The organism is Neobacillus novalis NBRC 102450 (assembly GCF_001591805.1).
Taxonomy (GTDB): domain Bacteria; phylum Bacillota; class Bacilli; order Bacillales; family Cytobacillaceae; genus Neobacillus; species Neobacillus novalis.
In genome coordinates, this window is sequence record NZ_BCVP01000032.1 from 1 (window position 1) to 25567 (window position 25567).

The window sequence follows — 25567 nt, forward strand, 5'->3', positions numbered from 1 at the left end:
TTTATTATTAAGGAAATATGGGTATTTCCCAATTTAAACGGAATTCTTCCGTTTATTTTTCAAACACAGTGAAATCAACATTCAGTTATAACAGTGCCTTTAATAAAAAAAGCCCGTCCCATTGGAACGAACTTCTTCTTAACTATATCTTTTTCCCGGTTCCCAATTTGTTGGCCGGTCATTTGGACGTATGTCAGCAAGCGGGACAAATACCTCTAAATGACGGTATAGATTTTCAAACTCTGCTGGCAATAAGCCGCCGAATTCACCATCTAGATTCAACTGCACCTTTTCACTGGAATAAACTTTAATGCGGTTTGCCTGCGTGTAAACCACATTCTGATCATTCACGTGTTCACCGCGGATTGCTAAGGTCGCAATTCGGATAAACTCAGCAAGATTTACCTTTTTCAAGATTAACAGCGAAAATAAGCCATCATTTATCGAGGCATCAGGCGCCAGCCTTTCAAAACCTCCAATCGAATTGGTCAGGCCGACAAGAAACAACATCGCTTCGCCTTCAAATAGCTTGCCATCATACTCGATCCTGAGGTGTGATGCCTTAAGAGATGGCAGCATTTCCATGCCTTTTAGATAGTAGGCAAGCTGGCCGAGCATCGTTTTTAATTTGCTTGGCACCTCGTAGGTAAGTTCGGTGATTCTACCGCCGCCCGCAATATTAATAAAATATTTATCATTGATGCGTCCAATATCGACGGGTATCATTTCCCCTTTAGTGATAATATCGACTGCCGTGCTAACGTCCCTTGGAATATGTAAGGCACGGGCAAAGTCATTGGTTGTACCTGTCGGAATAATACCTAGTTTCGGACGATAATCCTGGTCCGCAAGGCCATTCACCACTTCGTGAATCGTTCCATCTCCGCCCGCGGCAATGACGATATCATATTTACGTTTGACAGCAATCCGAGTTGCCTTCGTTGCATCCCCTTCACTAGTCGTAGCGTGAGTAGATGCTTCATATCCGGCTGCTTCTAGTTTTTGAAGGATTTCCGGCAGATGACGCTTAATCATTTCACGCCCTGAGGTAGGGTTGTAAATCAGTCTTGCTCTTTTCATCATTTCATCATCCTATTTTTTGAAATAACAATTGGCTCCGTCAATTCTATATTCTACCAATTATCATCCTTGCTTACAAACAAATTGAAAGCCAAAGTCCATTTCCTATAATAACCGTTTTTATCTTTTTTGCAAAAATTAATGGTAAGTGTAGCGTCCGTTAGCGGCTGCTACACTTACCATTAAACGGACACTTACGCTGAATAGCAAAAATGTGAACTTTATTGATTTGAATTCAGACTGACAGAATAGGCATTGTCAATGTTAATCTGGTATTTGCCCTCGCCGGATTGATAAACGGCATTTTTCCTCATTGATTGATCATGATCCTCGGAATCCGCCTTCTCTGACACCTTCCAGTCGCCGTCCTTTCCGCTAATCTCCCGGGCGCCAACCGCTGCTACTTTTAAATTGCTGCTTGCTTGGACATTAACCACAATCGAAGAGGTACTTTCAATACTCCAATCATTTGCCAGCATCCGTGGTTTCAAGGTTAGTGAGTTATCATTGCCAATGACTTCAAGCTTGACATCTTTTGGAACAAGGATAGTTGCCGCCACATTACCGTGCGAATAAAACGGCCCAATCTCGTTCGGCAGCGTCTTTACATTCAGATAAAGCGTATCACCTTTTTGTTTGGCGGCAATCATATCATCGGCGCTTTTAAGCAGCCCCGCTTTTTTCGCCGTCTGCACCCGGTACGTTCCGAACATCGAAACCTCTTTTTCCTCCGTCGCTTCAATCGTCATATCATAGCCAACCGTTCTTACCACGACCCGTTTGATGCTTTCATCGGTTTTATAAGCGAACGCAGGCAGTTCGAACGAGCGCTCTTCCCTAGCCATGACATCTTCCACTTTCCCCATAATCCCTGTTGTACTTAATATCGCAAACAAAATGCCAGCAGTCCCAAGCACCCCGACAAAAAAGATGCTGAGGAAGTCATATTTTAATACGGGCTTTTCCTGCCGGGATAAAAATAAATAGAGCAAAATCTCAATCCCAAGGACTACCAATAAAAGCGGCCACCATGCCGTCATTACCTGAACAAGATTTAGACCAAGAAGCTTTGAGAAAAATAGGAAGAGGCCAAGGAATAAGAGCGAGGCCCCCATCGAAAACGTACCAACTCGCCATGTTCTCATATTTTTGCAGCCCCCTTTCTTTTTCGGAGTATAAACCCAATTCCAGCTCCGATTAAGGCCAGTCCTGCTATTGCTTTTCCCCACTTATTCATGATTCTGTGCCTCCTTCTTTTGTTTGCTTCCGGATAAAAGCTTGATCCCGCCGCCAATCAATAGGAGACAAACAACTCCGGTTTGGAAGTAACCTTGAACCCAATACATAACGTCGATATTAATTAATCTTCTTAATATCGGCGAAAATGCCGGGAGCAGTACGTTCATGACTAAATAGTAGGCCCCCAGTAGGATTAGCCCAATGCCAACCCATTTTTGATGATTAAGGAAATAAGCAATGATTGGGATATCTTCCACGTTTTCTTCCCCATACCTTGACACCTTTTGCATCGCGTCAAAAAAGCTATAAAACCAGATAATCGGAATCAGAAACAAGAATATCCCAAGTCGTAATACATCTAATATATAAACCGAAAACAAGAATGCTGCCATTAACTGAATGCCGCGGCGCTGTAAGCCAAGGTACAGATGTCCCGCACCTGGAAAAATCGAGAGGAAGGTGGCAATTGCCTTGCTTTTCTTTCCGTCCTCGCGACGTAATTCAAAATCCTCATAAATGGTTCGGTCAACTAGCTCCTCACCGCGCTGCTTTTTATTTACTTGCTGCACAGCATCAAAAAATCCGTACACCCAGATAATCGGCAATGCCGCTAAAAAGACGAGAAATTCACTGCGGCTGGATAGGGCCGTTATAAAAATAACCATGACCCCCAGACCCAAAAATGTGGCCAGTAACGTTAAGCCCCGATTCATTAATCCAAGTTGAAAGTGACCAAGTCCGGGAACAAACGATAAGACAATCGTATAAAAACGCTCCGAATCTTGCGCGGACTTTGAATTCGGGAAGTCCGGATTTGCCTCCGTAAGTGCCTTCTTTCGTTTCGAAATCTGAACGCCCATATCAATGAAACTAACCAAATAGATGAGGATACCGGCCATAAAGGCTAGGACCGCCAATTCCCCATTATGATTATACGAGAATAAAGAGATTACTGTTACAAACGCCAGGCCGAAAACTGACAGTAAATACATCACCCCGCGAAACATGTTGCCGAAATAAATATGGCCGAGGCCTGGAAATAGCGATAAAGTCAATGCCTTCGTTGAACTTTTCATTTCTTATTTGCCTCCTTTTTTTCTAGTGAATCCATCCATGCAAATGTTTTATTAATAACGCCCTCCGTCACTGAAGGCTTTTTTTCCTGAACTTGTGTCGGACTTTCGATTGATTTCGCATATGATGCAAGCGATTTAAACGCACCAGAGAATGTTAATAATAGGGTTGCAGCCGCCGCCAGCAGATAGTGAAATGCCGCTTGTTGATAAAAAGGTTTCTTCCTATTAGTAGGTTTTCGTTCTCCAGGCTTGGTGTTAGGCACCACCTCTTTTTGCTTCGAAACCTCGGCCATCACCAGATCTGTAAAGCTGCTCTCATTTGATAGAATCGGAAGTGATGTTTCATTTGCCGCCATTGCTTGTAAATATTGCTCAAGACATTGGTCACACGTATACAAGTGGGTTTCAAGTTTCTCGCGATCCTGGTCATTCATTTCGTCTTTAACGTATTGCAGCCATTCTTCGTAACAGTAATGCTTCATGAAAAATCATCCTCCTTCCAATTCTTCTTCATCCAATGACGAGCCCGGTACAACTTTGTTTCAATCGTCTTCACCTGGACATTTTGTTCCTCGGCCATTTGCTGATAGCTTTTCTCCGCTATGTAAAAGCCGTAGATCACTTCCCGGTAATTCTCAGGTACCTCATTCAGCTTTTTCCTAACCAGCCTGCGCCGGTCCAGCTCGATAATCTCTTTCTCAACACTATCCTTCGGTGTTCCTAAGGCTTTCTGCTCGAGGGCATCGACAACTTCCTCTCTTCTTCTTGCCTGTTTCCTCTTCATATCGATCGCATGATTCACGGCAATGCGCGTCATCCACGTTTTAAAGCCTTGATTCTCATATTGGGGGAGAGCGGTATATATTTTCATAAACACTTCTTGGGCAGCATCTTCCGCTTCTTTTTGATCACGAAGAACTGCAAAGACGGTCCGGAACACATCATTGCGGTACTTCTCAACCAAAAGGCGAAAGGCATAATCATTGCCGCCAAGCACTTTTTCGATTAAAGCTGTGTCACTAATCGTTCTCTCCCCCTTTCTTTTTTGTCTATCACATGAATAGACGATAGTTTTTTTATAAACCCCTACACTTTTTAAAAAGTTTTTTTGAATTTGCTTTATCATACCAGCTTTTTGAAAAAAATTGGACAGGGATTAGTGGAGGTTATTGATTTTTCATTGCTTTTTTGATGTGTGACTACGCTTGATAACTGGAGATTTTTTGAGGCTCCTTTCAAATAGATGGTAGCTTTTTATGATTCGCTGATAAAGTGCTTGAATTCGCCGATAAAATTGGTGATTCGCTGATAAACTTTCGAAATCCGCTGATATTAATATTTTGAATTTTTATGAGTTTGATCAATGTTGATAATAGGAAATAACCTTGTTTAAAAGAGTTTTGTCTATTTTTAAAGCTATATTGTCTATTTTTGAGGGAGTTTTGTCTATTTTTTATATGGTTTTGTCTATTTTCCGAAGACTTTTGTCTAATTAGACATTTAATAGAAATAACCAAACAAAAAAAAACGTGCAAGAACCAACCTCGCACGAAAAAAATGTTAATCAACCAATCGCAAAATACAAACATTGCATTCATGTGGAATCGCAAATAGCTCTTGGTCTGGTAATGCTTCAACTAACTTCTGAAGCGCTTGGTTCCTGAACGGTTCACTTAATCCTGCCAGCCACGAGATGGATTCTACTCGTTCAACCCATTCCATTTTCGAAAAACTTATCGAATAATTTAGCTTATAAAAGTCTCTTAGCTCAAAGCCGCCACATTGCCATTCTTCGAACCATTCAACGGGAAAGCCATTAATACGCTGCTTGGACGTTGCCCTCGAACCAGCTGGTTTTAATCCCCCATCTACATATCCTGTCAATACCTCTAAGGTTTTTTCTACAATAGCCGAATCTGCTAGAAAACCAGAATCAATAACAATTAACGTCCCTTTTGCTTTTAAAATCCGTTTCATTTCTTGAATGGACTTAGAACGGTCGAACCAATGCCAAGCCCGCATAACAGTGACAATATCATACTTGGAATCTTCTAAACCGGTAGCCTCTGCGGTTCCTTGCCAATACGGAATCGTAAAATTTTTTACCTGATTCAATGTTTTTGCCTGATCCAGCAATTCTACTGATGGCTCAATGCCAACAATATTCGCTTTTCTCATCGCAATTTTCCTCGTTAACGCACCGGTTCCCGAGCCGATATCAGCAACCTTTTTTCCATCAAAAAAAATATTGCGCAGCTGCAAGCTGTCCATTAACGTGACCGGAATATCTTCTCTTGAACGGGCATAGCTATTAGCAACCTGGCCAAAATCAATCTGTTTCATGTTGGGCGCTCCCTTTATTACCGAATAGTGATAATTCAACAAAATAATACCATTTAATTGTGATAGAATGCTATTAGAATAGGAAATTTATTTAATGAGGGAATGATGCTTATGTTTTGGTTGTTACTTCTTTCATCTTATCTAATAGGAAGTGTTCCCACTGCCTTGATTGTGGGCAAGCTGCTCTTTGGTGTGGACATCCGTGAGCATGGCAGCAAAAATCCCGGTGCAACAAACACCTTGAGGGTTCTCGGGAAAAAATCTGCCGTGTTTGTGCTCATCATCGATCTTGTAAAAGGCGCTTTAGCAGCATACCTGCCAATTTATTTTCACCTTGATGTGGAACCGCTCTACTTCGGACTAATCGCAGTAGTCGGTCATTGCTTTCCAATTTTTGCAGGCTTTCGTGGCGGTAAAGCAATTGCGACAACAGCAGGGGCACTGTTGGTTGCTAACCTACCGTTATTCATCGTTTCATATCTCACCTTCTTTTTGGTCATTTTTTTAACAAAGTATGTATTTTGGGGTTCCATCTCAGTTGGCCTAAGCATGCTTGCATTTGCTTTTATCTCACCAAAACTAGAATTAGAACTTATCTTTTTATTTTTCTCGTTATTATTAATCTATCTGCACCGCTCCAACATCCGAAATTTCATCCTTGGCATTGAACCGAAAATCAATGATAAAACCTTGATTAACGACCGCATCCCGCCGAAAAACAGCGGAATTTAAATAGAGCCCTCGGTGAACTGGGGCTCTATTTTTTACTTTGATACTCCTGAATTAGCACCGAATGAGGACTGACTCCACTTTTTGGATTTATAACTTAAATACAAAATAAACAGTAAATAAATAAATGCAAAAAGAACAAGCGAAGTGGTGACGGAAAAACCGTATCGCGAATTTAAAAGATATACAGTGTAAGTTCCAAATAACATCGTCAAATTATCAACAAAATTTTGGACAGCAATGGTTTTACCAACTCCAAGCGTTCCACTCCCTTCCTCTTGCAGCGTTGCATTTAAAGGAATAATGAATAAACCGGCGAACACTCCAAGAGCTAGCAACACTAAACAGACAATAATTTGCGCAAACAGATTATGTCCGTAAATCAACGGGAAAATAATCGCAAGTCCAGCAACAATAAAACCATAAAGATTGGCTCGGTAAAACTTTTCAACCGATGTATATTTTTTTGCTAATAATGAACCAATGACAATTCCAATAGCCGTCATTCCAATAATTAATGATAACGGAAAACCGCTTTTAATCCCTAGATGTAGGGGAATCCAAAGAAATAGTGCATTTTTAATAACAACTGAGATCATCCAAAAGGCACCGCTACCGACAAGAGTAAACCCAAGCCGCGGGTTCTGAAACGAAAACTTTAGATCCTGGAAAAATTGTAATGCTTCCTTTTTATAATGTAATTGCTTATTTCCTTCTTTTACAGGTATTCTTATTGCCAACAAAACGGACAAACAATATACAACTAAACAAAAGACCTTTCCAATTGTAGGATTTGCAGCTAAAATCCCCCCAACAACCGTACCTAAGATAATCGCTAAAATGGTGAACCCTTCTAACTTTCCATTCGCATCAAGCAGTTCTTTATTGCCTGTTGTCAATTCTTTTAAAATACCATATTTGGCCGGACCATAAATCGCTGCCCCGAGACCGATGACCCCATAGCTTAACGCTGGACTAAAACCTATAATTAATAATAAAATTCCAATTACCTTGACTGTATTCCCTGTAAAAAGCACCCTCGACTTCGCATTCCGATCCGCAAACGTACCAACGAATGGGGCGAATAATACATAGGCAAACAGGAAGAACGTTTCTACTAAAAAAATGTAGGGATTATGATCATCATTGGTTCCAAGCGATTCCTTCATCATAAAAGCAATAATAATGATAATGGCACTATCGGCAAAAGCTGATAAAAACTGAGTAATATTTAAAGAATTTATCGGCTTTTTCAAATTCATTTTATACCTCCTCGGATTTATAATTCGAATTTTCGCTCTTTTCTATTCAAAAAAAATCATTGCTTAATCAAATTGTACTATTTTTCATACTATTTATCGATAGCTGTGGGAAATTATTCTTATGGAAACTCACTTTACGCCATCGATTCAATTAAAAAGACCCCTGATGGGATCTCTACCAGGGATCAATTTAATTAAAATAATGTCTGTTTAATACTATTGGCAACGGTTTGCCAAATAGCCGCATCCGTTTGGTAAGAAGTTGCAAGATCTTTATAGAGCGCCATTTGCTTCTCCTGGAAATCCTCCGCATCCTTATCCGGCAAAGTGGCCCGCCGCTCCATCACAAGCGCCTGCACTTCAGGCGCCCTTGGCCCCCAAACTCCCACTTCACTACCTTCTTCATTTAGAAAAATATAAATAGGAATGGCTCGTGACGTGCCATTCGTTAAGTATTGATCCATTAACTCGAGATTTTGGTCGCGGAGGACAACACGCAGTTCCATACCCGCAGCCTCGGCTATCCGCATCAAAATCGGATTATTCAGCAGTGCATCGCCGCACCAATCCTCAGTTAGCACAATAGCACGCAGCTTTTGTGTTCTTAAAGTCTCCAGCTGACTTTGATCCTCGGCTGTCAAAACAAATTGCTCATAAATGGTAAGCATTTCGTCTTGATTACGCGTCATCGCGTTTATGTACTCGTCCATAGTCAATCCTTTTTGAAACCACGCATTTAAATCCATCTTACTTGCACCCCTTTCATCTTCTTTTATCATAATCGTTTTAACCAAATCATACAAAAGAACCGCTTTTATTTGTTTCAATCATTATGTCATAAGTTTATTAGTCATGTATTATATGCGCCCCCTTTTTATTAAATTTAAGTGTCCTATAATGTACCTTTTATGTATTTATTAAATTTGCATTACCAATTGGTTGGACGCACTATAATCGGTAATAAAGTCTTCTAAATTCCCGGAATTAAGATAGTCATATCCATTCCATCTACTGTACTATGAAAAGCATATACAGGTTGATAATAGCCTTTTGAATCTAAATAATAGCTTACGTCTATTTTATGGATATGTAAGGTATTTATCATTTTATTTTCAGAGTAATGATTAAATTTCCCATCTAAAATTTCTTTATATGCTTCTTGTTCGCTCTTTATTTGGACATCCCTTACCTTGTCATAGGTTATTAATTGATTGTCAATTCCCTTCACTGTATCATCGTTATAATAATTTACCGTTAAAGAACCATCTATAAGCTGATTTTCTATTATCTTTTTATCTACCGTCCACTCAAAAGTACCAGTTTCGACTTTTTTAAAATACGCGTCTTGTGGAATATCTATGCCAAATTTTGTTAAGTTGTCCTTTAAGGTTTCTTCATCTATATCTTTTGGCTTCTCGTCAAAGCTTGAAAAATCCGTATAACGATAACTTCCATCCAGGAATCGAAACCATATATTATAAGATTTCTCATCTCTAATCCAATAAACACCTTCATCCGGATAGGAATTATCCTCCATATTCGATGTGTCAAGATTCATTCTTTTAAAAAACCCTAGGACAAATTCATCAGCGGCAGCCTTTGTATAGCTTGGTGCTCTATAAATCGGGGCTGTTGTTTTACGATCAGCAAGCTGTACATCAATAGTGATTGTTGCATTTGTCATATTAGTTCTATGATTTGGCACGATGGAGAGATTCCCAAATTCCTTCAAATAGTAGTATGTAAACATGCTTCCGGACAAGATAACCACTAGCAATAAAGGTGAAAAGTAGAAAAAGGATCGCTTTATCCCCTTTGCTTTTATTGAAATAGAGCCCATAATGATACCATATCCAATGATGGCACCCAGTAGATTATTAAATAGATCATCCACTTCAAAAATTCCATATCCCGTCATTAATTGGAAAGTTTCAATGGAAAGAGTAAATAACAATGCCGCTCCGATTGTCCAAATAGCTCTTCGATAACGTGATTGTAATAATGGCAAAAGGATTCCGAACGGTACAAACATAAATATATTTAAATACACGAACTGCCAATGCCTTACACTAAAACTGTACCAAGCTTCTCTATATGAACTAAGAAAAGATAATTCCATCCCGCCTTGAAAGTTTGAACCTCTATTCAAAAAGGTTACTCCAATCACCATGATGACATATCCAGTAAACAATCCACCAAAAAGTAATTGCTTCTTGGAAAGTCTTTTCTTTCCTCTAAGGAGTTTTTTATATACTATGAAATACCCTATAAAGAAAATAATCCCTAAAACAATTAATGCTATTAATGCTAGAAAAAAATATTCCCTAACTATACCAATGATTTCTTGTAATCTCATTTTCTATCTCCTTCATACCAAGCCATGAATGGTGTTACTTTTTGCTTACCTAGTACTTTTCGTTTATTACTATATTACTTCTCTAAAGAAAATCTTACCATTTTTCAGTCCAACTAAACCACATGCTAATTTGTAAGTTAGTCGGTTTTTATTGAGATTTTTCATCTATTAAGGAGGAGAATGTTCTTTGCTTGAAGAAAGGTAAAGAAACAATAGTTTTATGGAGGGATAGAAAATGGTCTCACAAAGAGTAAGTCTATTAACTCTAGGTGCAAGAAATTTACCTGCACTACGTGCTTTTTATCAATCGTTAGGTTGGGAAGAAACGGATTTTAGCTCGGATCAATACGCTGTCTTTAAAACGGCAGGCACATTGCTTTCCTTATTTCCGATTGCTGAGCTAGCCAAAGATGCCGGCATTGAAATTTCACAGTCCACCGAAACTTTTCATGCTGTTACCTTTGCGATTAATGTTGAGAAACCGGAACAAGTTGACTCTACCATTGAAGAAATCTGTGAGGCAGGCGGGAAAATTTTACGAGAACCAAGTGACGCCTTTTGGGGCGGCCGCACCGCCTATTTTGCCGACCCTGAAAACAATCTCTGGGAAGTGGCTTGGAATCCAAGCTCCGTCTTTGATGAACGCGGGGCGATGATCTCGTTTTAATGTTAAAAAGGTATCTAAGAAGTATTTTAGATACCTTTTTTTAAGTAAATTTGCAGATATTTTTTATCAGCGGTTTTCTGGAATTTATCAGCGATTTTCGTCTGTTTTTCAGCGAATTAACGTCTTTTATCAGCGAATATGGGATTTTATCAGCGAATCGATAAATATTCAACTAAAGATCCCTACACAATTAGCTGGAAAATCTATTATTCTTCATTCCAATCCTCAGCCAGCATCCCGTATACCATATGGTCAACATAATGGTCATACAACCATTCGGCTTGTCTGATGCAGCCTTCGTTTACAAAACCTAGTCTTTCAGGAATACCTCGGCTTTTCTTATTCTCCACTGCTGCCCTAATTTCAACTCGGTTTAACTTTAATTCTTTTATGGCATAATCGGTCAGTGCTCTAGCTGTTATAGTCATGATCCCATTTCCTTGGTATTCCGCGGCAAGCCAATAACCAATGTGAGCATTTTTATTCGACCAATCAATTGTGTTAAAGCTCGCAGCTCCGACGATTTCCCCTTTGAATAAAATTACCGCATTCAAGCTTTTATTCTCGGCATAACCCTTTAAACACATTTGAATAAAACCTTTTGTATCCTCAATTTTAGTCGTCATATCAAGCCACGGGAGCCACTCCCGCAAATGTTCTCTATCTTGATTGGTCAGTTCAAATATTCTTTCAGCATCCTTTAATTCTATTAACTTCAGAGATACTTCTTCGTCAATCTTATGGATAAACATAATTCTCCCCCTCTTGGTAACTAGTTTATTTTGAATATTAACATATTTCTCAGCATAAAAACCAAGTACTATCTTTTTCTACAAACTTTTCACAAGATTTGTGACGAAGGTTCTCTTATATCAAGGAAAACCACATCTTCAATCAAACGATTGATTGGATAGAAAAAAACTAATCAAACGTTTGATTGAAAGAGTTAAAAAGCCTGCCAATAAAGGATTTCCCACTCAAATTCAGTTAGAAAAGTGTCGAATAGCAGAAGAAATTTTTTCATTTCACATTACCATTAGGTCGAAAAAACACACTTCATATCAGATCTTTGACACTTCGACAGTATTTCCTATATTTTCTTATTAACCAAACGTTTAATTGAAAACAGACCGAGTACCCACTGACATTGGTTTTTTCCCGGGAAATTGAAAAAAATCATGTCGAATCACGCTCGACTTTTTTCCACACAAAAATAGCTAGCAGAGAGGATTCTGCCAGCTTTCGTTTTATCGTTTTTGTAATTCCTGTTGTAATAGCTGATTAACCAATTGCGGATTGGCTTGACCTTTTGTAGCTTTCATGAGCTGTCCAACAAGGAAGCCAACCGCTTTATTTTTTCCAGCCTTGAAATCTTCAATCGATTTCGGATTAGCATCGAGGACTTCAGAAATAATTTTCAATAGCGTTCCCTTGTCCGAAATTTGCACGAGACCTTTTTCTTTCACGATTTTCTCGGCATCGCCGCCGTTTTCGATTAATTCTTTAAAAACGGTTTTCGCTATTTTCGATGAGATCGTTCCGTTTTCAAGCAACTTAATCATGCCGGCGAGGCCTTCTGGTGTCAACGCCACTTGATCAAGCTCTTTTGACTCGGCGTTTAAATAAGCGGAAACATCGCCCATGATCCAGTTCGAAGCCAGCTTTGCATCGGAACCGCCACCCACAGTTGCTTCAAAGAAATCGGCCATTTCTTTTGTCATTGTAAGCACCTTTGCATCATAAACAGGTAAGCCAAGTTCTTCCACATAACGCTTTTGCCGCTCGTCTGGAAGCTCAGGGATTTCCGCGCGAATCCGCGCTTTCCAGTCCTCATCAATGAATATATCCAATAAGTCTGGTTCCGGGAAGTAGCGATAATCATCAGAGCCTTCTTTGACCCTCATGAGCAAGGTTGCGCCAGTTGCCTCATCAAAACGACGAGTTTCCTGTTCAATGACCCCGCCTGCCGAAACCACTTCTTTTTGACGCTTTTCTTCATATTCCAGACCTTTACGGACAAAATTGAACGAGTTTAAGTTCTTCAATTCGGTTTTCGTACCGAATTCCTCTTGACCCACCGGACGAATGGAAATATTGGCGTCACAACGGAGCGATCCCTCTTCCATCTTACAATCGGAAACGCCTGTATATTGAACAATTGACTTTAATTTCTCAAGATATGCATAGGCCTCGTCCGGAGTACGGATATCTGGCTCGGAAACAATCTCAACAAGTGGAGTACCCTGACGATTGTAGTCGCATAATGAGTACCCTTTTCCATGGTTCAGTTTTCCGGCATCCTCTTCCAGATGAATTCTCGTGATTCCAATCCGTTTCGTATAGCCGTTTACCTCAATTTCAATCCAGCCGTGCTCGCCAATCGGCTTGTCAAATTGCGAGATTTGATAAGCCTTTGGATTGTCCGGGTAAAAATAGTTTTTACGGTCAAATTTCGTATGTGACGCAACTTCACAGTTTAACGCCATCGCTGCCTTCATTCCGAACTCAACTGCCTTTTTATTAAGAACAGGTAAAACCCCTGGATATCCAAGATCGATAACACTCGTATTCGTGTTCGGCTCATCACCAAACTGGTTTGGGCTCGCTGAAAAAATTTTAGAGTCTGTTTTTAACTCGACATGGACTTCAAGTCCGATCACTGTTTCAAATTCCATTGTTTTCACCCCCTACAATTCCGGCTTTTGTTTATGAAAGTCTGTTGCTTGTTCGAAAGCATGTGCTGCTCGATAAATGGTTGCTTCATCAAAATACTTACCGATGATTTGCAGGCCTAACGGCAAACCACCATCTAAGCCGCAAGGAACCGAAATTCCCGGCAAGCCCGCTAAGTTCAAAGGAATAGTTAAAATATCATTCGCGTACATTGTTAATGGATCCTCGATATTTTCGCCAATTTTAAAAGCAGGTGTTGGCGCTGTCGGCCCGACAATCACATCATATTTGGCAAGCACATCTTCAAAATCTCTCTTAATCAAGGTACGAACCTGTTGTGCTTTTTTATAATAAGCATCATAGTAGCCAGAACTTAACGCAAACGTACCGAGCATGATGCGGCGTTTCACTTCATCGCCGAAGCCTTCTGCACGTGTCTTTTTATATAAATCGATTAAGCTTTCTGCATCTGGTGTCCGGTACCCATAGCGCACCCCGTCAAAACGGGCAAGGTTCGCTGATGCTTCAGATGAAGAAAGTAAGTAGTAGGCTGCTAGAGCATATTTGGAGTGTGGGAGTGAGACCTCTTCCCAAACTGCTCCTAGACCTTCAAGGACTTTTAAAGCAGCTAACACGGATTGACGCGCTGCTTCGCCAACTCCTTCGCCAAGATATTCCTTTGGTACAGCAATTTTCAGACCTTTCACGTCACCTGTTAAGGCAGCCGCAAAGTTCGGAACATCTACATTTGCTGAAGTTGAGTCCATCGGGTCAAGTCCAGAGATTGCTTGTAAAAGAAAAGCATTATCCTCAACGGTTCTCGTAATCGGCCCAATTTGATCAAGGGATGAGGCAAAGGCAACAAGACCGAAGCGGGACACACGACCATAAGTTGGCTTCATGCCGACGACACCACAGAAAGAGGCAGGCTGGCGGATGGAACCACCCGTATCAGAGCCTAATGAAAATAGAACTTCTCCAGCGGCTACCGATGCTGCCGAACCGCCAGATGATCCTCCTGGTACCCTGTTAAGATCCCACGGATTCCGCGTTTTTTTAAAAGCTGAGTTTTCGTTCGACGAACCCATGGCAAACTCGTCCATGTTTAGCTTTCCAATGATCACAGTTTCTGCCTGTTGCAGTTTTTGGACAACGGTTGCGTCGTAAATGGGATCGAAGTTTTCGAGAATTTTACTCGCACAGGTTGTTCGTAAGCCCTTTGTCACAATGTTATCCTTCACACCAATCGGCATTCCAAATAGCAATCCTTTTTGAGAATCGGCTGCGAGTTTTTCATCAAGTAATTTTGCTGATTGCCGTGCCTGTTCTTCATCCAACGTTAAAAACGCCTGGACCTTATCCTCGACTTGGCCAATCCGTTTATACGATTCCTCCACTAGGTCAGTCACTTTTAGTTCTTTCTTATGTAATAGCTCATGAAGATCTGAAACTTTATAATCAAATAAACTCACTTTTTTAATCCTCCTTTCCCATTATATTCGGTACTTTAATCTGTCCGTCTTGATGCTCCGGTGCATTTTTCAGTACCTCTTCCCTCGGCAATCCTTTTTGCGGAATATCCTCCCGCAAGACATTTTTCATATCAAGCACATGGTATGTAGGTTCCACATTTTCTGTATCCAATTCATTTAACTGTTCTGCAAAGGTAATAATCGCATCGAGCTGCTTTGTGAACTTTTCCGCTTCTTCTTCTGTAATCGCCAAGCGTGCTAAGTTGGCAACATGTTTCACCTGGTCATTTGAAATTCGTGACATAATTTTGACCCCCAATCCCAACGCTATTTTAATATTGATGATACCAAACTTTTCCGCGTTACCGCAATGATTCCTTCTTCAGTATGGACAATAGTTAGTCTTTTTAGATTATGACGAATCCCATACAATACCTTTTTCCATGAATTTCAATAAAGGTTTATCACTGACTTTACTGAAACATTCCCTTATAATAGTCAGTGATAATTGAGTTTAGGAGAGTTACTGAATGAAAAAACGAAGACGGAGTAAATTCAAAACCTTTTTCGTGCTGTTTATCATTTTTTGCGCGTTAGCGATGTTTCAAAATCATTTCCAAAAACAAAGTTCCCCTCATATAGTAGAAAACGATCCATTTACTGACGTAAAAAAATATACACCTATAATACACGATGAATTAGCGAAATATCAGCTTGAAAGTCATACAGATACCCTTATTGCCCTCATGCAGCAAGAAAGCCGCGGTAAGGGCGGAGATCCGATGCAGGCTTCTGAGTCGGCTGGTTTAGCACCAAACACCATTAACGATCCGAAACAAAGTATTCAAGCTGGAGTCAAACATTTTCAGAGCGTACTTACTTATGGAAATCAAAAAAAGGTTGATTTTCCCACGATTATTCAGGCATATAACATGGGCAGGGGCTATGTTGACTATGTCGCGCAGCACGGCGGCAAACATAGTGAGGCGTTAGCGAAGGAATTTTCGCTTCTCCGCGTAAAAGAAAAGCCAAACATTTACACATGCGGCGGCGATAAAACTAATTTCCGTTATCCCTATTGCTATGGTGATTTTACCTACAGCACAAAAGTAGCGAAAAATATGCAATTGTTAGTGGATAGTATTCCAGTGAATAGCAGTGAAAAAACACCCGGTGAAGCCTATTAAAGATTCAGCGGGTGTTTTCATTTAAGGCGTTTTTGCTAATCTATACTGCTAACCTTCTTATTAAACCAATGAACATACCCGCAGCGATGACAGGTCAAAATCGTTGCAGAGCGATTGGCGAAATCTAGATTGAACAAAGTGGCCAATGCTGTATTTAATTGAGCATAACCGTGCTCAAATTGATTATGCTGACAGTGAACACAAGTTACTTCGATTCCATTTGCCTGATACTGACCTGGCCCGAATGACTTCTTTATGTTTTTTGCAAACAGTTTAACGAATCCCTTTGCCATACGACTTCTCCCTACATTATTATTTTGAAACCTCAATATACTCGGCAACTCTAGCTTTTCAATATTTCGATTAAATCCTCGTCCATGTAGCCATAATCATCAGGGATATCAAGGTTCCAGATTCTTTTACCATTTAACATGGATCCAAATTTAACTTGTAAGCGCCTGGCATGCTTTTTTTCTATGACAAAAATAAGGTCAGCCCAGCCAATATGACCATTCGTAACCTTAACCCGCGCCCCATCCTCCGTTCCCGCAGACCTGACATCATAGCCATTAAAATGGTGAAAAATCTTTTCTGCAGTCGGGCTTCGCCATTTATTTTTACTACAAATAAACAAGATTTTAATGGGATTTCCCCCCTAGAAATACGTTTTCTTGACTTTCTGATTGGATAAACAAAGAATGAATATCAGGGTAATTTTTTTACTGCTCCATATTTAACCTATTAAAATAACGATACCATATTTTTTAATTTATACGGGAGGAAATTTAACATGGCTGAACATGTTTTTCACTTAAAGGCTAACTGGCCGGGATTACGGAATGACGTCGGAGAGATTGAGGCTGGGAATTTAAAAACAAAGGTCTCCATCCCGCCGGAAATGGATGGTCCGGGTGTTGGTACCAATCCCGATGAAATGCTGCTAGGGGCGGCGGCAACCTGCTATATCATTACCCTTGCAGCGATGATGGAACGCAGCGGTCTGGAGAAAGTGGACTTAACAATGGAATCGGAAGGCATTGTTGATGTTACCAAGGGAGTAATTACCTATAAAAAGATTATCCACCGTCCTCGTATAGTCTTGAAACCTAGATCTTCTGAAAAAGAAGTTGAATTGGCTCGGCGGCTTGCCAAAAAAGCGGAGACATCCTGCATGATTAGCCGCGCTGTTCAAGGAAATGTGGAGATTGAACTGCAGGCGAAGGTAGAAGTGGCAACTGGATGAAATCATGGGGACTTTAGGAGATTCATGAGGACAATTCGACTCAAGTTCGGCGAATTTTGTCCTCATGAACACCCCATGAGGACAGTTTTGGCTCTTTCTCGATAGTTTTGTCCTCATGAACGCCTCCTGAGGACATTTTCAGATTTTTCTCATTGAGTTTTGTCCTCATGAACGGCCCATGCGGACAATTCCAGCCCATGTTCGGCGGATCTTGTCCTCATGAACGCCCCCTGAGGACAACTTTAGCTCTTGCTCGATGAGTTCCGTCCTCATGAAAGCACGCTTTGATTGATATACCCCACTCTAGCTCTCTTTTATATATAAAAATCCATATGGCACTTTTCCTGCTTATAATAATCCAATCTATCCTTTAATGTACCTGTATGAAACTCAAATTTATGACCATCAGGATCTGTGAAATAAATTGATCTTTTATCCCGTTCGTCCCTGAACCGCCCAGGCAAAATAGTGACGTTCAACTGCTTAAGTTTCTCATACATTTTAAAAAAATCTGCTTCTTCGATAGTAAAAGCGATATGGGTATAGGACTGGTTTATTTCATTACGGGGGATGTCCTTTTCCAAATTAAGTGCAAGCCACAGTCCATTTAAATCAAAATAGGCCGTACTCTTGCCCTTCACCAACAGTTTCGCCTCAAAAACTTCTTGATAAAATTCTATCGATTTATCCAAATCGGAAACGGAAAATAGCAAATGATTTATTCCTTTTATCAACTTATCCTCACCTTTTTTCTAAATAGAATTTCTCAAAGGAATGACCACTGCATTGCACGCCTTTTCATAGAACTCAATTGGTCCCGCTCCGCCGATAATGGCATATTCGTAGCCTATTTCCTTCATTTCCTGTAAACAATAATGCAGCAGTGCAAAGCCGACACCCTTTGTTCTATTGGACATCGTAACCCCCATTGGACCAAAATAGCCTTTTTTCCGCTGGTACACATCAAACGTTGCAAAGCCAAGGATGTCTCCCTCCGTTCCGAGGGCTATGTAGATGGTTGGCTCGTCTAATTGAAGGCCGCCTTTAATCGTATCTGCCCAATCACTAGAAAAATTTTGTGCTACAAAATGGACTAATTGCTGATATTCCCTTTTTTCCACTTTCCGAACGTGCGGAGAACTAATATTTGGAAATGTATAATCTCTTAGATGAGTAACCATATAACGTGCTGTTGTCCCAAGGGTTAACAGCATTTTTTTATCATCAGATGTTAGTAATCTATCAATCTCTTCATTAACAAGTAAAGCTTTGAGCAAATGCCCTTCGTTTAAAAAAACTTGTTTGTAACGATGCATATAATCGAATGCCGTTTCCATTACCCTTTGCAGCTCCATACTTATTGGAACCGTGAAAATAGGGTTCTCTACCTGTTGGCAGCTTGAGCTTGTATTAACAGCAGCTCTTAGACGATTCAAATCTACGTTACATCTTAATACGATTTCGCCAAATGCACCGGTTTTTTCCTGCAAACAGCCCAGCAGCAAATGAACGGGAGTCAATACACTACTGTTCGTCTTTTCTAATTCTTTTTCTGCTGTTTTCATTATTCTTATCATACGGTCAGTAAGTTTCATATTCTTTTACTCAGCCCTTCATCACTTACTGTATTCAGTATGCTGCTCGGCATTCTGTTGAGCCCAAAGCAACAGCTTTGTTTTTTCAAAATATACCGTTCTATCCACTGTTATATATGGCAGCATCATACCCTCGTAAACACCGGAAGTTTCTAAAGCTTTTTTTTCATTAGAAATAATCATTTGGATTTCTTCTGCTGGTAACCCGAGGAATTTTGATGCACCGTCTAAATCAATCAAGACACCGCTTTCCGCTGTGTTTTTACTTTTTGGCTCGGCTGAGGAAGCGGATAGAGGCTTAGAAGCGATAAGATAACAGCCAATAATGATTCCTAAAGAGATAATTAAGGATGGGACCCAAAGTTTATTCAAAAATTTCATCCTCCAATATTTTCAAGAATTTCCGTCAGGCAAAAACGGCTCGTACATCATAATCGCATTGTTTTCAGTAATATATTCATCAGCGAACAATTCCTGATTTAAGTTATATACCTTGCGATGACTCTTGTTATGTCTTGCATAACCTCCCCAATATTCCTGAGTCATCAAGTGTTCTTTTTCATAAACCTCGTAGGTTCTTGTCCAATAGGAAAAAGTCTCCCCCGGTTTGAGGATGATCCCATTTAACGACTTAACAGCAATTGTTAAGTTCTTGACTTTATTATGCTGCAGCCACATAACGACATCCTTCAATTGTCGCAGTAACACGGTTTTGTGGGTAAAAATGATGTGTTTTAATTTTGCAGTTTCTTTTTGTTTTGCATAGCTTTTTCCGTCCGTGTACCACTCCCAATATCGTTTCAGGCGATAATATTTTGTTCCCAAATAAATCCTCAGCTGACTACGTTTGATTGGCTGCTTGATTGGCATCATGTCAATCCCCGCTCTCTTTTCTATAACTATCTTAATTTTATGATAAATATAACAAATTTTGTATTTAATTTTTCTTGAAAAAGAAAAAAATGGCGCAATTCTAAATGAATCACGCCATTTTTTCTGAGTTTTACCGTTTGAAGATTTTCGAAAACAAACCTTTTTTAACTTTAGATTTTTCTGGGATAGGATCGTTTTTTGAGATAAAGATTTCTTCTTTATCAATCGCATGACTCATTGCTAAAACTAACCCAATTTCCGTGTCGTGCTCCTTGTTGGTGACAATCGTATGCTCAACCTTATTTTTAGTAGCCAATTTAACATATTTCGATAAATCGGCATAGTTCATGTTTCCATTGAGTAGAAGCTGTGCCCCAGGGTATTTCTTCATTGACTGCTTAATTTGCGGATAAACTTCGGTCTCTGCCACCTGTCTTTTGTAGAGGGCAACAATGATCCGTTCTCTTATCGTTCCTAAGTATTTTCGCCGCTCATCCGGTTTTGTTTGCAAGGGGCCATAAATGCCTTGCTGTAAGACCTCGTCAACGGTTGGCTTTTTCAAACAAATCAACTCCATATAAAGACTATTATTATGTATGATGATACCTCAAAATATGTTCCTTTCCAAAATTAAGCTATAAATGCAGCATTTTGGCTCGGGGAAATGCTTAATCGAGAGTAAACTCCGCCTATCCGAGAGTAAAATCATCATGCCCCACTAGCTACATCACCTAAACTAAAAAATCCTCCCCTCCAATTGGAGAGAAGGACCACACAACATTATTTTTGAGTGGAACCCGTGAATTGCGCCTCTTCAGTAGACCCCTTCAAAGCCGTTGTTGATGAGGTTCCGCCGGTAATCACCATTGATACTTGGTCAAAGTAGCCTGTTCCTACCTCACGTTGGTGGCGTGTGGCGGTGTAGCCGTATTGCTCGCTGTCGAATTCGGCTTGCTGCAATTCGGAATAGGCTGCCATGCCGCGTTCTTTGTAGCCGCGGGCAAGCTCGAACATGCCGTGGTTTAGTGCATGGAAGCCGGCAAGGGTCACGAATTGGAACTTGTAGCCCATTTTTCCAAGCTCCTCTTGGAATTTCGCAATCGTTTCTTCGTCAAGCTTCTTCTTCCAATTGAAGGAAGGGGAACAGTTGTAAGCTAACAATTTGCCAGGGAACTGCTCATGGATGGCTTCAGCAAATTGTCTTGCTTCGTCAATATTCGGCTCGGAAGTTTCACACCAAATGAGATCGGCATACGGGGCATAGGCCAAACCACGCGCAATTGCTTGTTCAATCCCTGCCTTAACCCGGAAGAATCCTTCGCCAGTCCGCTCGCCGGTAATGAACGGAGCATCATTCATATCGATATCACTTGTAATTAAATCAGCAGCGTTGGCGTCAGTACGGGCAACTAATACGGTTGGAACGCCCATTACATCAGCAGCTAACCGTGCCGCAATCAAGTTACGAACCGCTGTTTGTGTCGGCAGCAATACTTTACCGCCTAAGTGACCGCACTTTTTCTCTGAAGAAAGCTGGTCTTCAAAGTGGACGCCTGAGGCACCTGCTTCAATCATGCCCTTCATCAATTCGAAACAGTTTAACTGTCCGCCAAAGCCTGCCTCGGCATCGGCAACAATCGGAGCGAACCAATCAATCGAATCGTCACCTTCGGAATGGGTGATTTGGTCTGCGCGCTGAAGTGCCTGGTTAATTCGTTTGACCACGCTTGGCACGCTGTTTGCCGGGTACAAGCTTTGGTCTGGATACATATGTCCGGAAAGGTTGGCATCGGCAGCTACCTGCCAGCCGCTTAAGTATATGGCTTTTAGCCCAGCTTTTACCTGCTGCACTGCTTGATTTCCTGTTAAGGCACCAAGGGCATTAATATAGTCTTCTTCATTTAACAGTTTCCATAGCTTTTCAGCGCCTTTAAGAGCCAAAGTATGTTCGATATCAATCGAACCGCGCAGCTTTATAACATCCTCGGCCGTGTACGGTCTTGTAATCCCCTGCCAACGCTTATCTAATTCCCAGCTCTCCTGCAACCCAGCTACTCTTGAATCAGTCATTTTAAAAACTCCTCCTATCAATCTATTAGAATATTTTTTCAAAAAATTAACGCTCTTTATAACTGCTCATATCCAGGCAATGTTAAGAAATCAACAAACTCATCATTTAAAATTAAGCGGTCAAATAGGCGAATCGCTTCATCAAACCGGCCATTCTCAAAGTTTTGGAAGCCGATTTCCTGCTTGATTCTTTCCAATTCCTCGCCTTTAAATTGCTCATACATTTCGATTGTTACTTTCCTGCCGTCATCTAGAACCCCTTTTGGATGGCGAATCCACTGCCAGAGCTGTGCCCGTGAAATTTCAGCCGTTGCCGCGTCCTCCATTAAGTTATAGATAGGCGCTGCCCCTCTTCCACAAAGCCAGGAAGCGACATATTGAATGCCGACATTGATATTCGTGCGGACACCTACTTCTGTAATTGTTCCGCTAGGTACCTCAAGTAAGTCTTGCGCTGTAATCGTTATTTTCTGCTGTTTTGCCGTGTGGATTTGGTTTGGCGTTGGCATTTCGCAATTGAATGCTTCCATTGCTACTGGGACAAGTCCTGGGTGCGCTACCCATGTACCGTCATGACCGTCGCGTGCTTCCCGCTCTTTATCAGCACGGACTTTTGCGAAAGCCTCTTCATTTGCCTCCGGGTTATTTTTCACCGGAATTTGTGCAGCCATTCCACCCATTGCCGGTGCTTTACGGCGATGGCAGGTTTGAATCGTCAGCAGCGAATAGGAGCGCATAAACGGCGAAGTCATCGTGACTTGAGCGCGATCCGGCAAAAAGACATCGCCTTGACTACGCAGTTTTTTAATGAAGCTGAAAATATAATCCCATCTGCCACAGTTTAAGCCGGCGGAATGCTCCTTTAATTCATAAAGGATTTCATCCATTTCAAATGCAGCCATGATGGTTTCGATTAATACCGTTGCTTTGATGGACCCTTGAGCAACCCCGAGCTTTTCCTGTGCAAAAACAAATACATCATTCCAAAGCCGTGCTTCTAAATGGCTCTCAAGCTTTGGCAGGTAAAAATAAGGACCTGAACCTTTAGCAAGCAGCGCCTTTACATTGTGAAAAAAGTACATGCCGAAGTCGAAAAAGCTTCCTGAGATAGGCTTGCCATCTAAAAGCACATGTTTTTCTTCCAGATGCAATCCACGTGGTCTTGGAATCAGCACCGCTGTTTCTTCCTTTAACACGTATTTCTTTCCATTTTGGTTTTCAAAACTAATCGTCCGTTTCACTGCATCTCGTAAGTTGATTTGTCCTTCGATAGCATTTTCCCATGTTGGTGAAGTGGCATCTTCAAAATCAGCCATAAACAATTTCGCCCCGGAATTCAAGGCATTAATGACCATTTTACGGTCAGTCGGGCCGGTAATTTCTACGCGGCGATCTTGGAGGTCTTTTGGCAGCGGTGCAATTGTCCATTCCCCAGTGCGAATATGCTTTGTTTCAGAAAGGAAATCTGGCAGTTTGCCGTTATCAATTTCTTGTTGGCGTTTTTGTCTGGACTGTAACAGTTCCACTCTTCTTGCACCGAACCTTTGCTCTAACTCCTCAATAAAATTCAAAGCCTCCGGAGTTAAGATTTCATCATACTGGGCTTTCATTGCCCCAACCACTTCAATACCAGTCGTTCGCGTCGACATGAACTTGATCACCTCTTTGTTATAATACAGTAACTATCTACGTTTTGTATTATATAACACAATTTTTAAAAACGGAACTACTTTTCTGAAAATTTTAAAGAAATAGGTAAAATTACCCTGTTGTGATTTTATGAAACTAATAAAATAGTTGATATATCTGATTTTGTATAAGTTAGGTATTATTACCTATCTGCTGTTGGGAGGGACTTGAGTGTTGCTTTATCTTAAGGAAATGGATGAAATTAATGCAGAGAAGATATTAAGTTGGAAGTACGAGGCACCTTATGATTTTTATAATAATGAGTGTAGTATTGAAGCCGTATGGGAAATGCTGAATCACTCCTACACAGCAATCTTGGATAATCAAGATGAGGTATTTGGATTTTTCTGCATCGGAGACTCGGCACAGGTACCGATTGGGGCTGATTTTGGAGCCTATCCTCAAGGTTACATTGATATTGGGATTGGAATGAACCCAAAGTTTACCGGTCAGGGAAAGGGGCTTTCATTTTTTAAATTTATTCTTCGGCAAATTTACGAGGTGCACGGTGTTGTGCCGGTCCGACTTACCGTGGCAACATTTAATACCCGGGCTATCCATCTTTATGAAAAACTTGGGTTTGTGAAGGAAAAGGAGTTCTGTCGCGGGGATATTAAATTTATGACGATGGTTAAAGGAGCTTAGTTCCTATAACCATTTGACTGCACCCAAAATGTCATTATGTCCTATTACTAATTCAAAAAGTCAATTCTTGATATAACCGCCGAAAATCTCCCTCTCGGTCGTTGCTGTTTAAAAATTCATCACTAGCAATTGCTGTTAACAGTCTGCTTTTTAAAGCGGTATCTGCCACTTCCTTAATAATCCACTTTCGCTTCTCAAAAAGAAAATCGAGGTAGTCTTCGTACGTCACATCAAACTGCCGCACCAACTGCCCTCGGATTTTCTTGGCAAGGGTTGGACTCGCACCGCCGGTTGAAACGGCGATTGACAAACGACCGCGATGAAATACCGATGGAAGATGAAAATCAGATTCCTCTGGGTCATCGACTACCATAACGAGCTGGTGAGGTTCTGCTGAATCTTTTATCGACAAGTTAAGAACCTTATCGTTTGTTGCTGCAAAGACCATAAACGCACCCTGCAGATCCCTATTAGAAAACTGCCGCTGCACCCATTCAATTTTCCCAGCATGAAAGAGCCCTCGTAATTCTTCCGTTGCCTCCGGGCTGATCACTACTAAACGAGCTCCCGTGCCAAGTAAACCACTTATCTTTCGGTCGGCCACCTTGCCGCCGCCAACAACTACTACTCGTTTGCCTTCAAGCCGTAACATAATCGGATAATTTGAACTCATGCGTAACCTCCGTTGCCCGTTTTTCAATCAGCGGAATTAATTTTTCAGCAAAACCAATCGGTTCACAAAAAATAATATCTCCGTCTGACTTATCTAGTTCTCTCTTCATTTTGACGGTATAGCCTCCAGAAAACAAGAAGTGAGGAAGTATATAAATCTTCTTACCTGCTAGTTTTGCCGCCACATCATGATAGAAAACTGGCGTTGTGACAAAGGCCGTGTCAACCTTACTACCCATTTTCTCAGCCAAACCGATTGCTAGTTTTTCAAATTCAACTGCTGCTTCAGGGACTCGGCTCCCATGCCCCACCATCAGCACTGCGTCATCCATCTTGCCTTCAAAACCAGCCTCAACCAGCCTATCTACTAGAATTTCAACGATAATTTCATCAACACCGAGCGGCTTACTGTAGTGAAATTCAATATCTGTGTATTTTCTCAATACAGCAGGAATATCAATATTTGCATGAACCCCAGGCAATAAGAAAACAGGGACAACCGTGATTTCGCTTGCCCCTTGTTTGATACACGTTTCAATCGTCTGCGAGATGGATGGTTCAGCATGTTCAAGAAATCCATAGGCTTGGATGGCTGCCGCAGATTGGCGCATTACTTTTTTAATAAAAGAAACAAACTTCTCGTTTGCCGTTGCCCGTCGGCTTCCATGGGCAATGTAAATGACAGCCTCCATGACT

General features: G+C 40.9%; 29 protein-coding genes and 1 pseudogene. 5 read left to right on the forward strand and 25 right to left on the reverse strand.

The features are described from left to right. Positions 1-138: 138 nt before the first annotated feature. The 7 genes from BANVL01_RS20725 to BANVL01_RS20750 all read right to left on the reverse strand — a co-directional run bounded on the left by BANVL01_RS20725 (position 139) and on the right by BANVL01_RS20750 (position 5738). Entirely contained in the window at positions 139-1080 is a 942-nt protein-coding gene (locus BANVL01_RS20725) for a diacylglycerol kinase (protein ID WP_066095616.1), read from the reverse strand. Between the two features lie 221 nt (positions 1081-1301). After that, positions 1302-2225, reverse strand: a complete 924-nt coding sequence (locus tag BANVL01_RS20730; RefSeq protein ID WP_066095613.1) for a hypothetical protein — start codon at positions 2223-2225, stop codon at positions 1302-1304. Beyond that, positions 2222-2317, reverse strand: coding sequence for an LPXTG cell wall anchor domain-containing protein (locus BANVL01_RS27465; protein ID WP_156482376.1), 96 nt, complete (start codon positions 2315-2317; stop codon positions 2222-2224). Before BANVL01_RS27465 ends, BANVL01_RS20730 begins: the two co-directional genes overlap by 4 nt. Then, positions 2310-3395: a hypothetical protein gene (locus BANVL01_RS20735; RefSeq protein ID WP_066095611.1), complete on the reverse strand. Its 1086-nt coding sequence runs from the start codon at positions 3393-3395 to the stop codon at positions 2310-2312. The genes BANVL01_RS27465 and BANVL01_RS20735 overlap by 8 nt, the downstream gene beginning before the upstream one ends. Then, complete coding sequence (locus tag BANVL01_RS20740) at positions 3392-3877, reverse strand: anti-sigma factor family protein (protein WP_066095608.1); 486 nt, start codon at positions 3875-3877, stop codon at positions 3392-3394. Before BANVL01_RS20740 ends, BANVL01_RS20735 begins: the two co-directional genes overlap by 4 nt. After that, positions 3874-4521, reverse strand: coding sequence for an RNA polymerase sigma factor (locus BANVL01_RS20745; RefSeq protein WP_268874957.1), 648 nt, complete (start codon positions 4519-4521; stop codon positions 3874-3876). The genes BANVL01_RS20740 and BANVL01_RS20745 overlap by 4 nt, the downstream gene beginning before the upstream one ends. A 434-nt stretch (positions 4522-4955) precedes the next feature. Continuing rightward, positions 4956-5738 (reverse strand): class I SAM-dependent methyltransferase, encoded by a 783-nt coding sequence (locus BANVL01_RS20750; protein WP_066095605.1) that lies wholly within the window; start codon positions 5736-5738, stop codon positions 4956-4958. Between the two features lie 111 nt (positions 5739-5849). Here BANVL01_RS20750 and plsY point away from each other — a divergent pair, with 111 nt between their 5' ends. Then, complete coding sequence (plsY, locus tag BANVL01_RS20755; RefSeq protein ID WP_066097210.1) at positions 5850-6470, forward strand: glycerol-3-phosphate 1-O-acyltransferase PlsY; 621 nt, start codon at positions 5850-5852, stop codon at positions 6468-6470. A 32-nt stretch (positions 6471-6502) separates the two neighbouring features. Here plsY and lplT read toward each other — a convergent pair whose 3' ends face one another. From lplT to BANVL01_RS20770, 3 genes are all read right to left on the reverse strand, one after another. Next, positions 6503-7729 (reverse strand): lysophospholipid transporter LplT, encoded by a 1227-nt coding sequence (gene lplT / locus BANVL01_RS20760; RefSeq protein WP_066095602.1) that lies wholly within the window; start codon positions 7727-7729, stop codon positions 6503-6505. 194 nt (positions 7730-7923) lie between these two features. After that, positions 7924-8475 carry a thioredoxin family protein gene (locus BANVL01_RS20765; protein WP_066095599.1) on the reverse strand — a complete coding sequence of 184 codons (552 nt, stop codon included), beginning with the start codon at positions 8473-8475 and terminating at the stop codon, positions 7924-7926. Positions 8476-8699: 224 nt separating this feature from the next. Then, positions 8700-10085, reverse strand: coding sequence for a VanZ family protein (locus BANVL01_RS20770; RefSeq protein ID WP_066095598.1), 1386 nt, complete (start codon positions 10083-10085; stop codon positions 8700-8702). Between the two features lie 235 nt (positions 10086-10320). On the opposite strand from BANVL01_RS20770, the gene BANVL01_RS20775 reads away from it, so the two are divergent. Beyond that, the gene (locus BANVL01_RS20775) at positions 10321-10752 is read left to right on the forward strand and encodes a VOC family protein (RefSeq protein WP_066095595.1); all 432 of its coding nucleotides are present in this window, start codon (positions 10321-10323) and stop codon (positions 10750-10752) included. Between the two features lie 206 nt (positions 10753-10958). Here the strand turns inward: BANVL01_RS20775 and BANVL01_RS20780 are convergent, their stop codons facing one another. From BANVL01_RS20780 to gatC, 4 genes are all read right to left on the reverse strand, one after another. Beyond that, positions 10959-11504: a GNAT family N-acetyltransferase gene (locus BANVL01_RS20780; RefSeq protein WP_066095593.1), complete on the reverse strand. Its 546-nt coding sequence runs from the start codon at positions 11502-11504 to the stop codon at positions 10959-10961. A 495-nt stretch (positions 11505-11999) separates the two neighbouring features. Next, positions 12000-13427, reverse strand: a complete 1428-nt coding sequence (gene gatB / locus BANVL01_RS20785) for an Asp-tRNA(Asn)/Glu-tRNA(Gln) amidotransferase subunit GatB (RefSeq protein ID WP_066095590.1) — start codon at positions 13425-13427, stop codon at positions 12000-12002. A gap of 12 nt (positions 13428-13439) precedes the next feature. Next, positions 13440-14897 (reverse strand): Asp-tRNA(Asn)/Glu-tRNA(Gln) amidotransferase subunit GatA, encoded by a 1458-nt coding sequence (gene gatA / locus BANVL01_RS20790; RefSeq protein WP_066095587.1) that lies wholly within the window; start codon positions 14895-14897, stop codon positions 13440-13442. A gap of 4 nt (positions 14898-14901) precedes the next feature. Beyond that, a complete protein-coding gene (gene gatC, locus BANVL01_RS20795; RefSeq protein WP_066095584.1) occupies positions 14902-15201 on the reverse strand; it encodes an Asp-tRNA(Asn)/Glu-tRNA(Gln) amidotransferase subunit GatC in 300 nt (99 codons plus the stop codon). Between the two features lie 226 nt (positions 15202-15427). On the opposite strand from gatC, the gene BANVL01_RS20800 reads away from it, so the two are divergent. Beyond that, positions 15428-16084, forward strand: coding sequence for a lysozyme family protein (locus tag BANVL01_RS20800; protein WP_066095582.1), 657 nt, complete (start codon positions 15428-15430; stop codon positions 16082-16084). Positions 16085-16119: 35 nt separating this feature from the next. On the opposite strand, the gene BANVL01_RS20805 is transcribed toward BANVL01_RS20800, so the two are convergent. After that, positions 16120-16377 (reverse strand): zinc ribbon domain-containing protein, encoded by a 258-nt coding sequence (locus BANVL01_RS20805; protein ID WP_066095579.1) that lies wholly within the window; start codon positions 16375-16377, stop codon positions 16120-16122. Between the two features lie 19 nt (positions 16378-16396). Beyond that, positions 16397-16727 (reverse strand): annotated as a pseudogene (locus BANVL01_RS20810) (low molecular weight protein tyrosine phosphatase family protein). Positions 16728-16874: 147 nt separating this feature from the next. Between BANVL01_RS20810 and BANVL01_RS20815 the strand changes: the two are divergent. Continuing rightward, positions 16875-17327, forward strand: coding sequence for an OsmC family protein (locus BANVL01_RS20815; RefSeq protein ID WP_066095576.1), 453 nt, complete (start codon positions 16875-16877; stop codon positions 17325-17327). A 314-nt stretch (positions 17328-17641) separates the two neighbouring features. Here BANVL01_RS20815 and fosM read toward each other — a convergent pair whose 3' ends face one another. The 7 genes from fosM to aceB all read right to left on the reverse strand — a co-directional run bounded on the left by fosM (position 17642) and on the right by aceB (position 23514). Then, entirely contained in the window at positions 17642-18061 is a 420-nt protein-coding gene (fosM, locus tag BANVL01_RS20820) for a FosM family fosfomycin resistance protein (RefSeq protein WP_066095573.1), read from the reverse strand. An 18-nt stretch (positions 18062-18079) separates the two neighbouring features. After that, positions 18080-18922, reverse strand: a complete 843-nt coding sequence (locus BANVL01_RS20825) for a GNAT family N-acetyltransferase (RefSeq protein WP_483310423.1) — start codon at positions 18920-18922, stop codon at positions 18080-18082. A 21-nt stretch (positions 18923-18943) separates the two neighbouring features. Beyond that, on the reverse strand, positions 18944-19294 hold the full coding sequence (locus tag BANVL01_RS20830) for a hypothetical protein (RefSeq protein WP_066095570.1): 351 nt from the start codon (positions 19292-19294) through the stop codon (positions 18944-18946). Positions 19295-19315: 21 nt separating this feature from the next. After that, positions 19316-19795 carry a VanW family protein gene (locus BANVL01_RS20835; protein WP_176573611.1) on the reverse strand — a complete coding sequence of 160 codons (480 nt, stop codon included), beginning with the start codon at positions 19793-19795 and terminating at the stop codon, positions 19316-19318. A gap of 130 nt (positions 19796-19925) precedes the next feature. Beyond that, a complete protein-coding gene (locus tag BANVL01_RS20840) occupies positions 19926-20357 on the reverse strand; it encodes a YueI family protein (protein WP_172800889.1) in 432 nt (143 codons plus the stop codon). 218 nt (positions 20358-20575) lie between these two features. After that, on the reverse strand, positions 20576-21865 hold the full coding sequence (aceA, locus tag BANVL01_RS20845) for an isocitrate lyase (protein ID WP_066095564.1): 1290 nt from the start codon (positions 21863-21865) through the stop codon (positions 20576-20578). A gap of 56 nt (positions 21866-21921) precedes the next feature. Next, positions 21922-23514, reverse strand: coding sequence for a malate synthase A (gene aceB / locus BANVL01_RS20850; RefSeq protein WP_066095561.1), 1593 nt, complete (start codon positions 23512-23514; stop codon positions 21922-21924). A 211-nt stretch (positions 23515-23725) separates the two neighbouring features. Here aceB and BANVL01_RS20855 point away from each other — a divergent pair, with 211 nt between their 5' ends. Then, on the forward strand, positions 23726-24199 hold the full coding sequence (locus tag BANVL01_RS20855) for a GNAT family N-acetyltransferase (protein ID WP_066095556.1): 474 nt from the start codon (positions 23726-23728) through the stop codon (positions 24197-24199). A 52-nt stretch (positions 24200-24251) separates the two neighbouring features. Here BANVL01_RS20855 and BANVL01_RS20860 read toward each other — a convergent pair whose 3' ends face one another. Together BANVL01_RS20860 and BANVL01_RS20865 are read right to left on the reverse strand one after the other, a co-directional pair. Beyond that, on the reverse strand, positions 24252-24872 hold the full coding sequence (locus BANVL01_RS20860) for an NAD(P)-binding protein (RefSeq protein WP_066095553.1): 621 nt from the start codon (positions 24870-24872) through the stop codon (positions 24252-24254). Next, positions 24838-25563, reverse strand: a complete 726-nt coding sequence (locus BANVL01_RS20865; protein ID WP_066095550.1) for a sirohydrochlorin chelatase — start codon at positions 25561-25563, stop codon at positions 24838-24840. The genes BANVL01_RS20860 and BANVL01_RS20865 overlap by 35 nt, the downstream gene beginning before the upstream one ends. Positions 25564-25567: the final 4 nt, after the last annotated feature.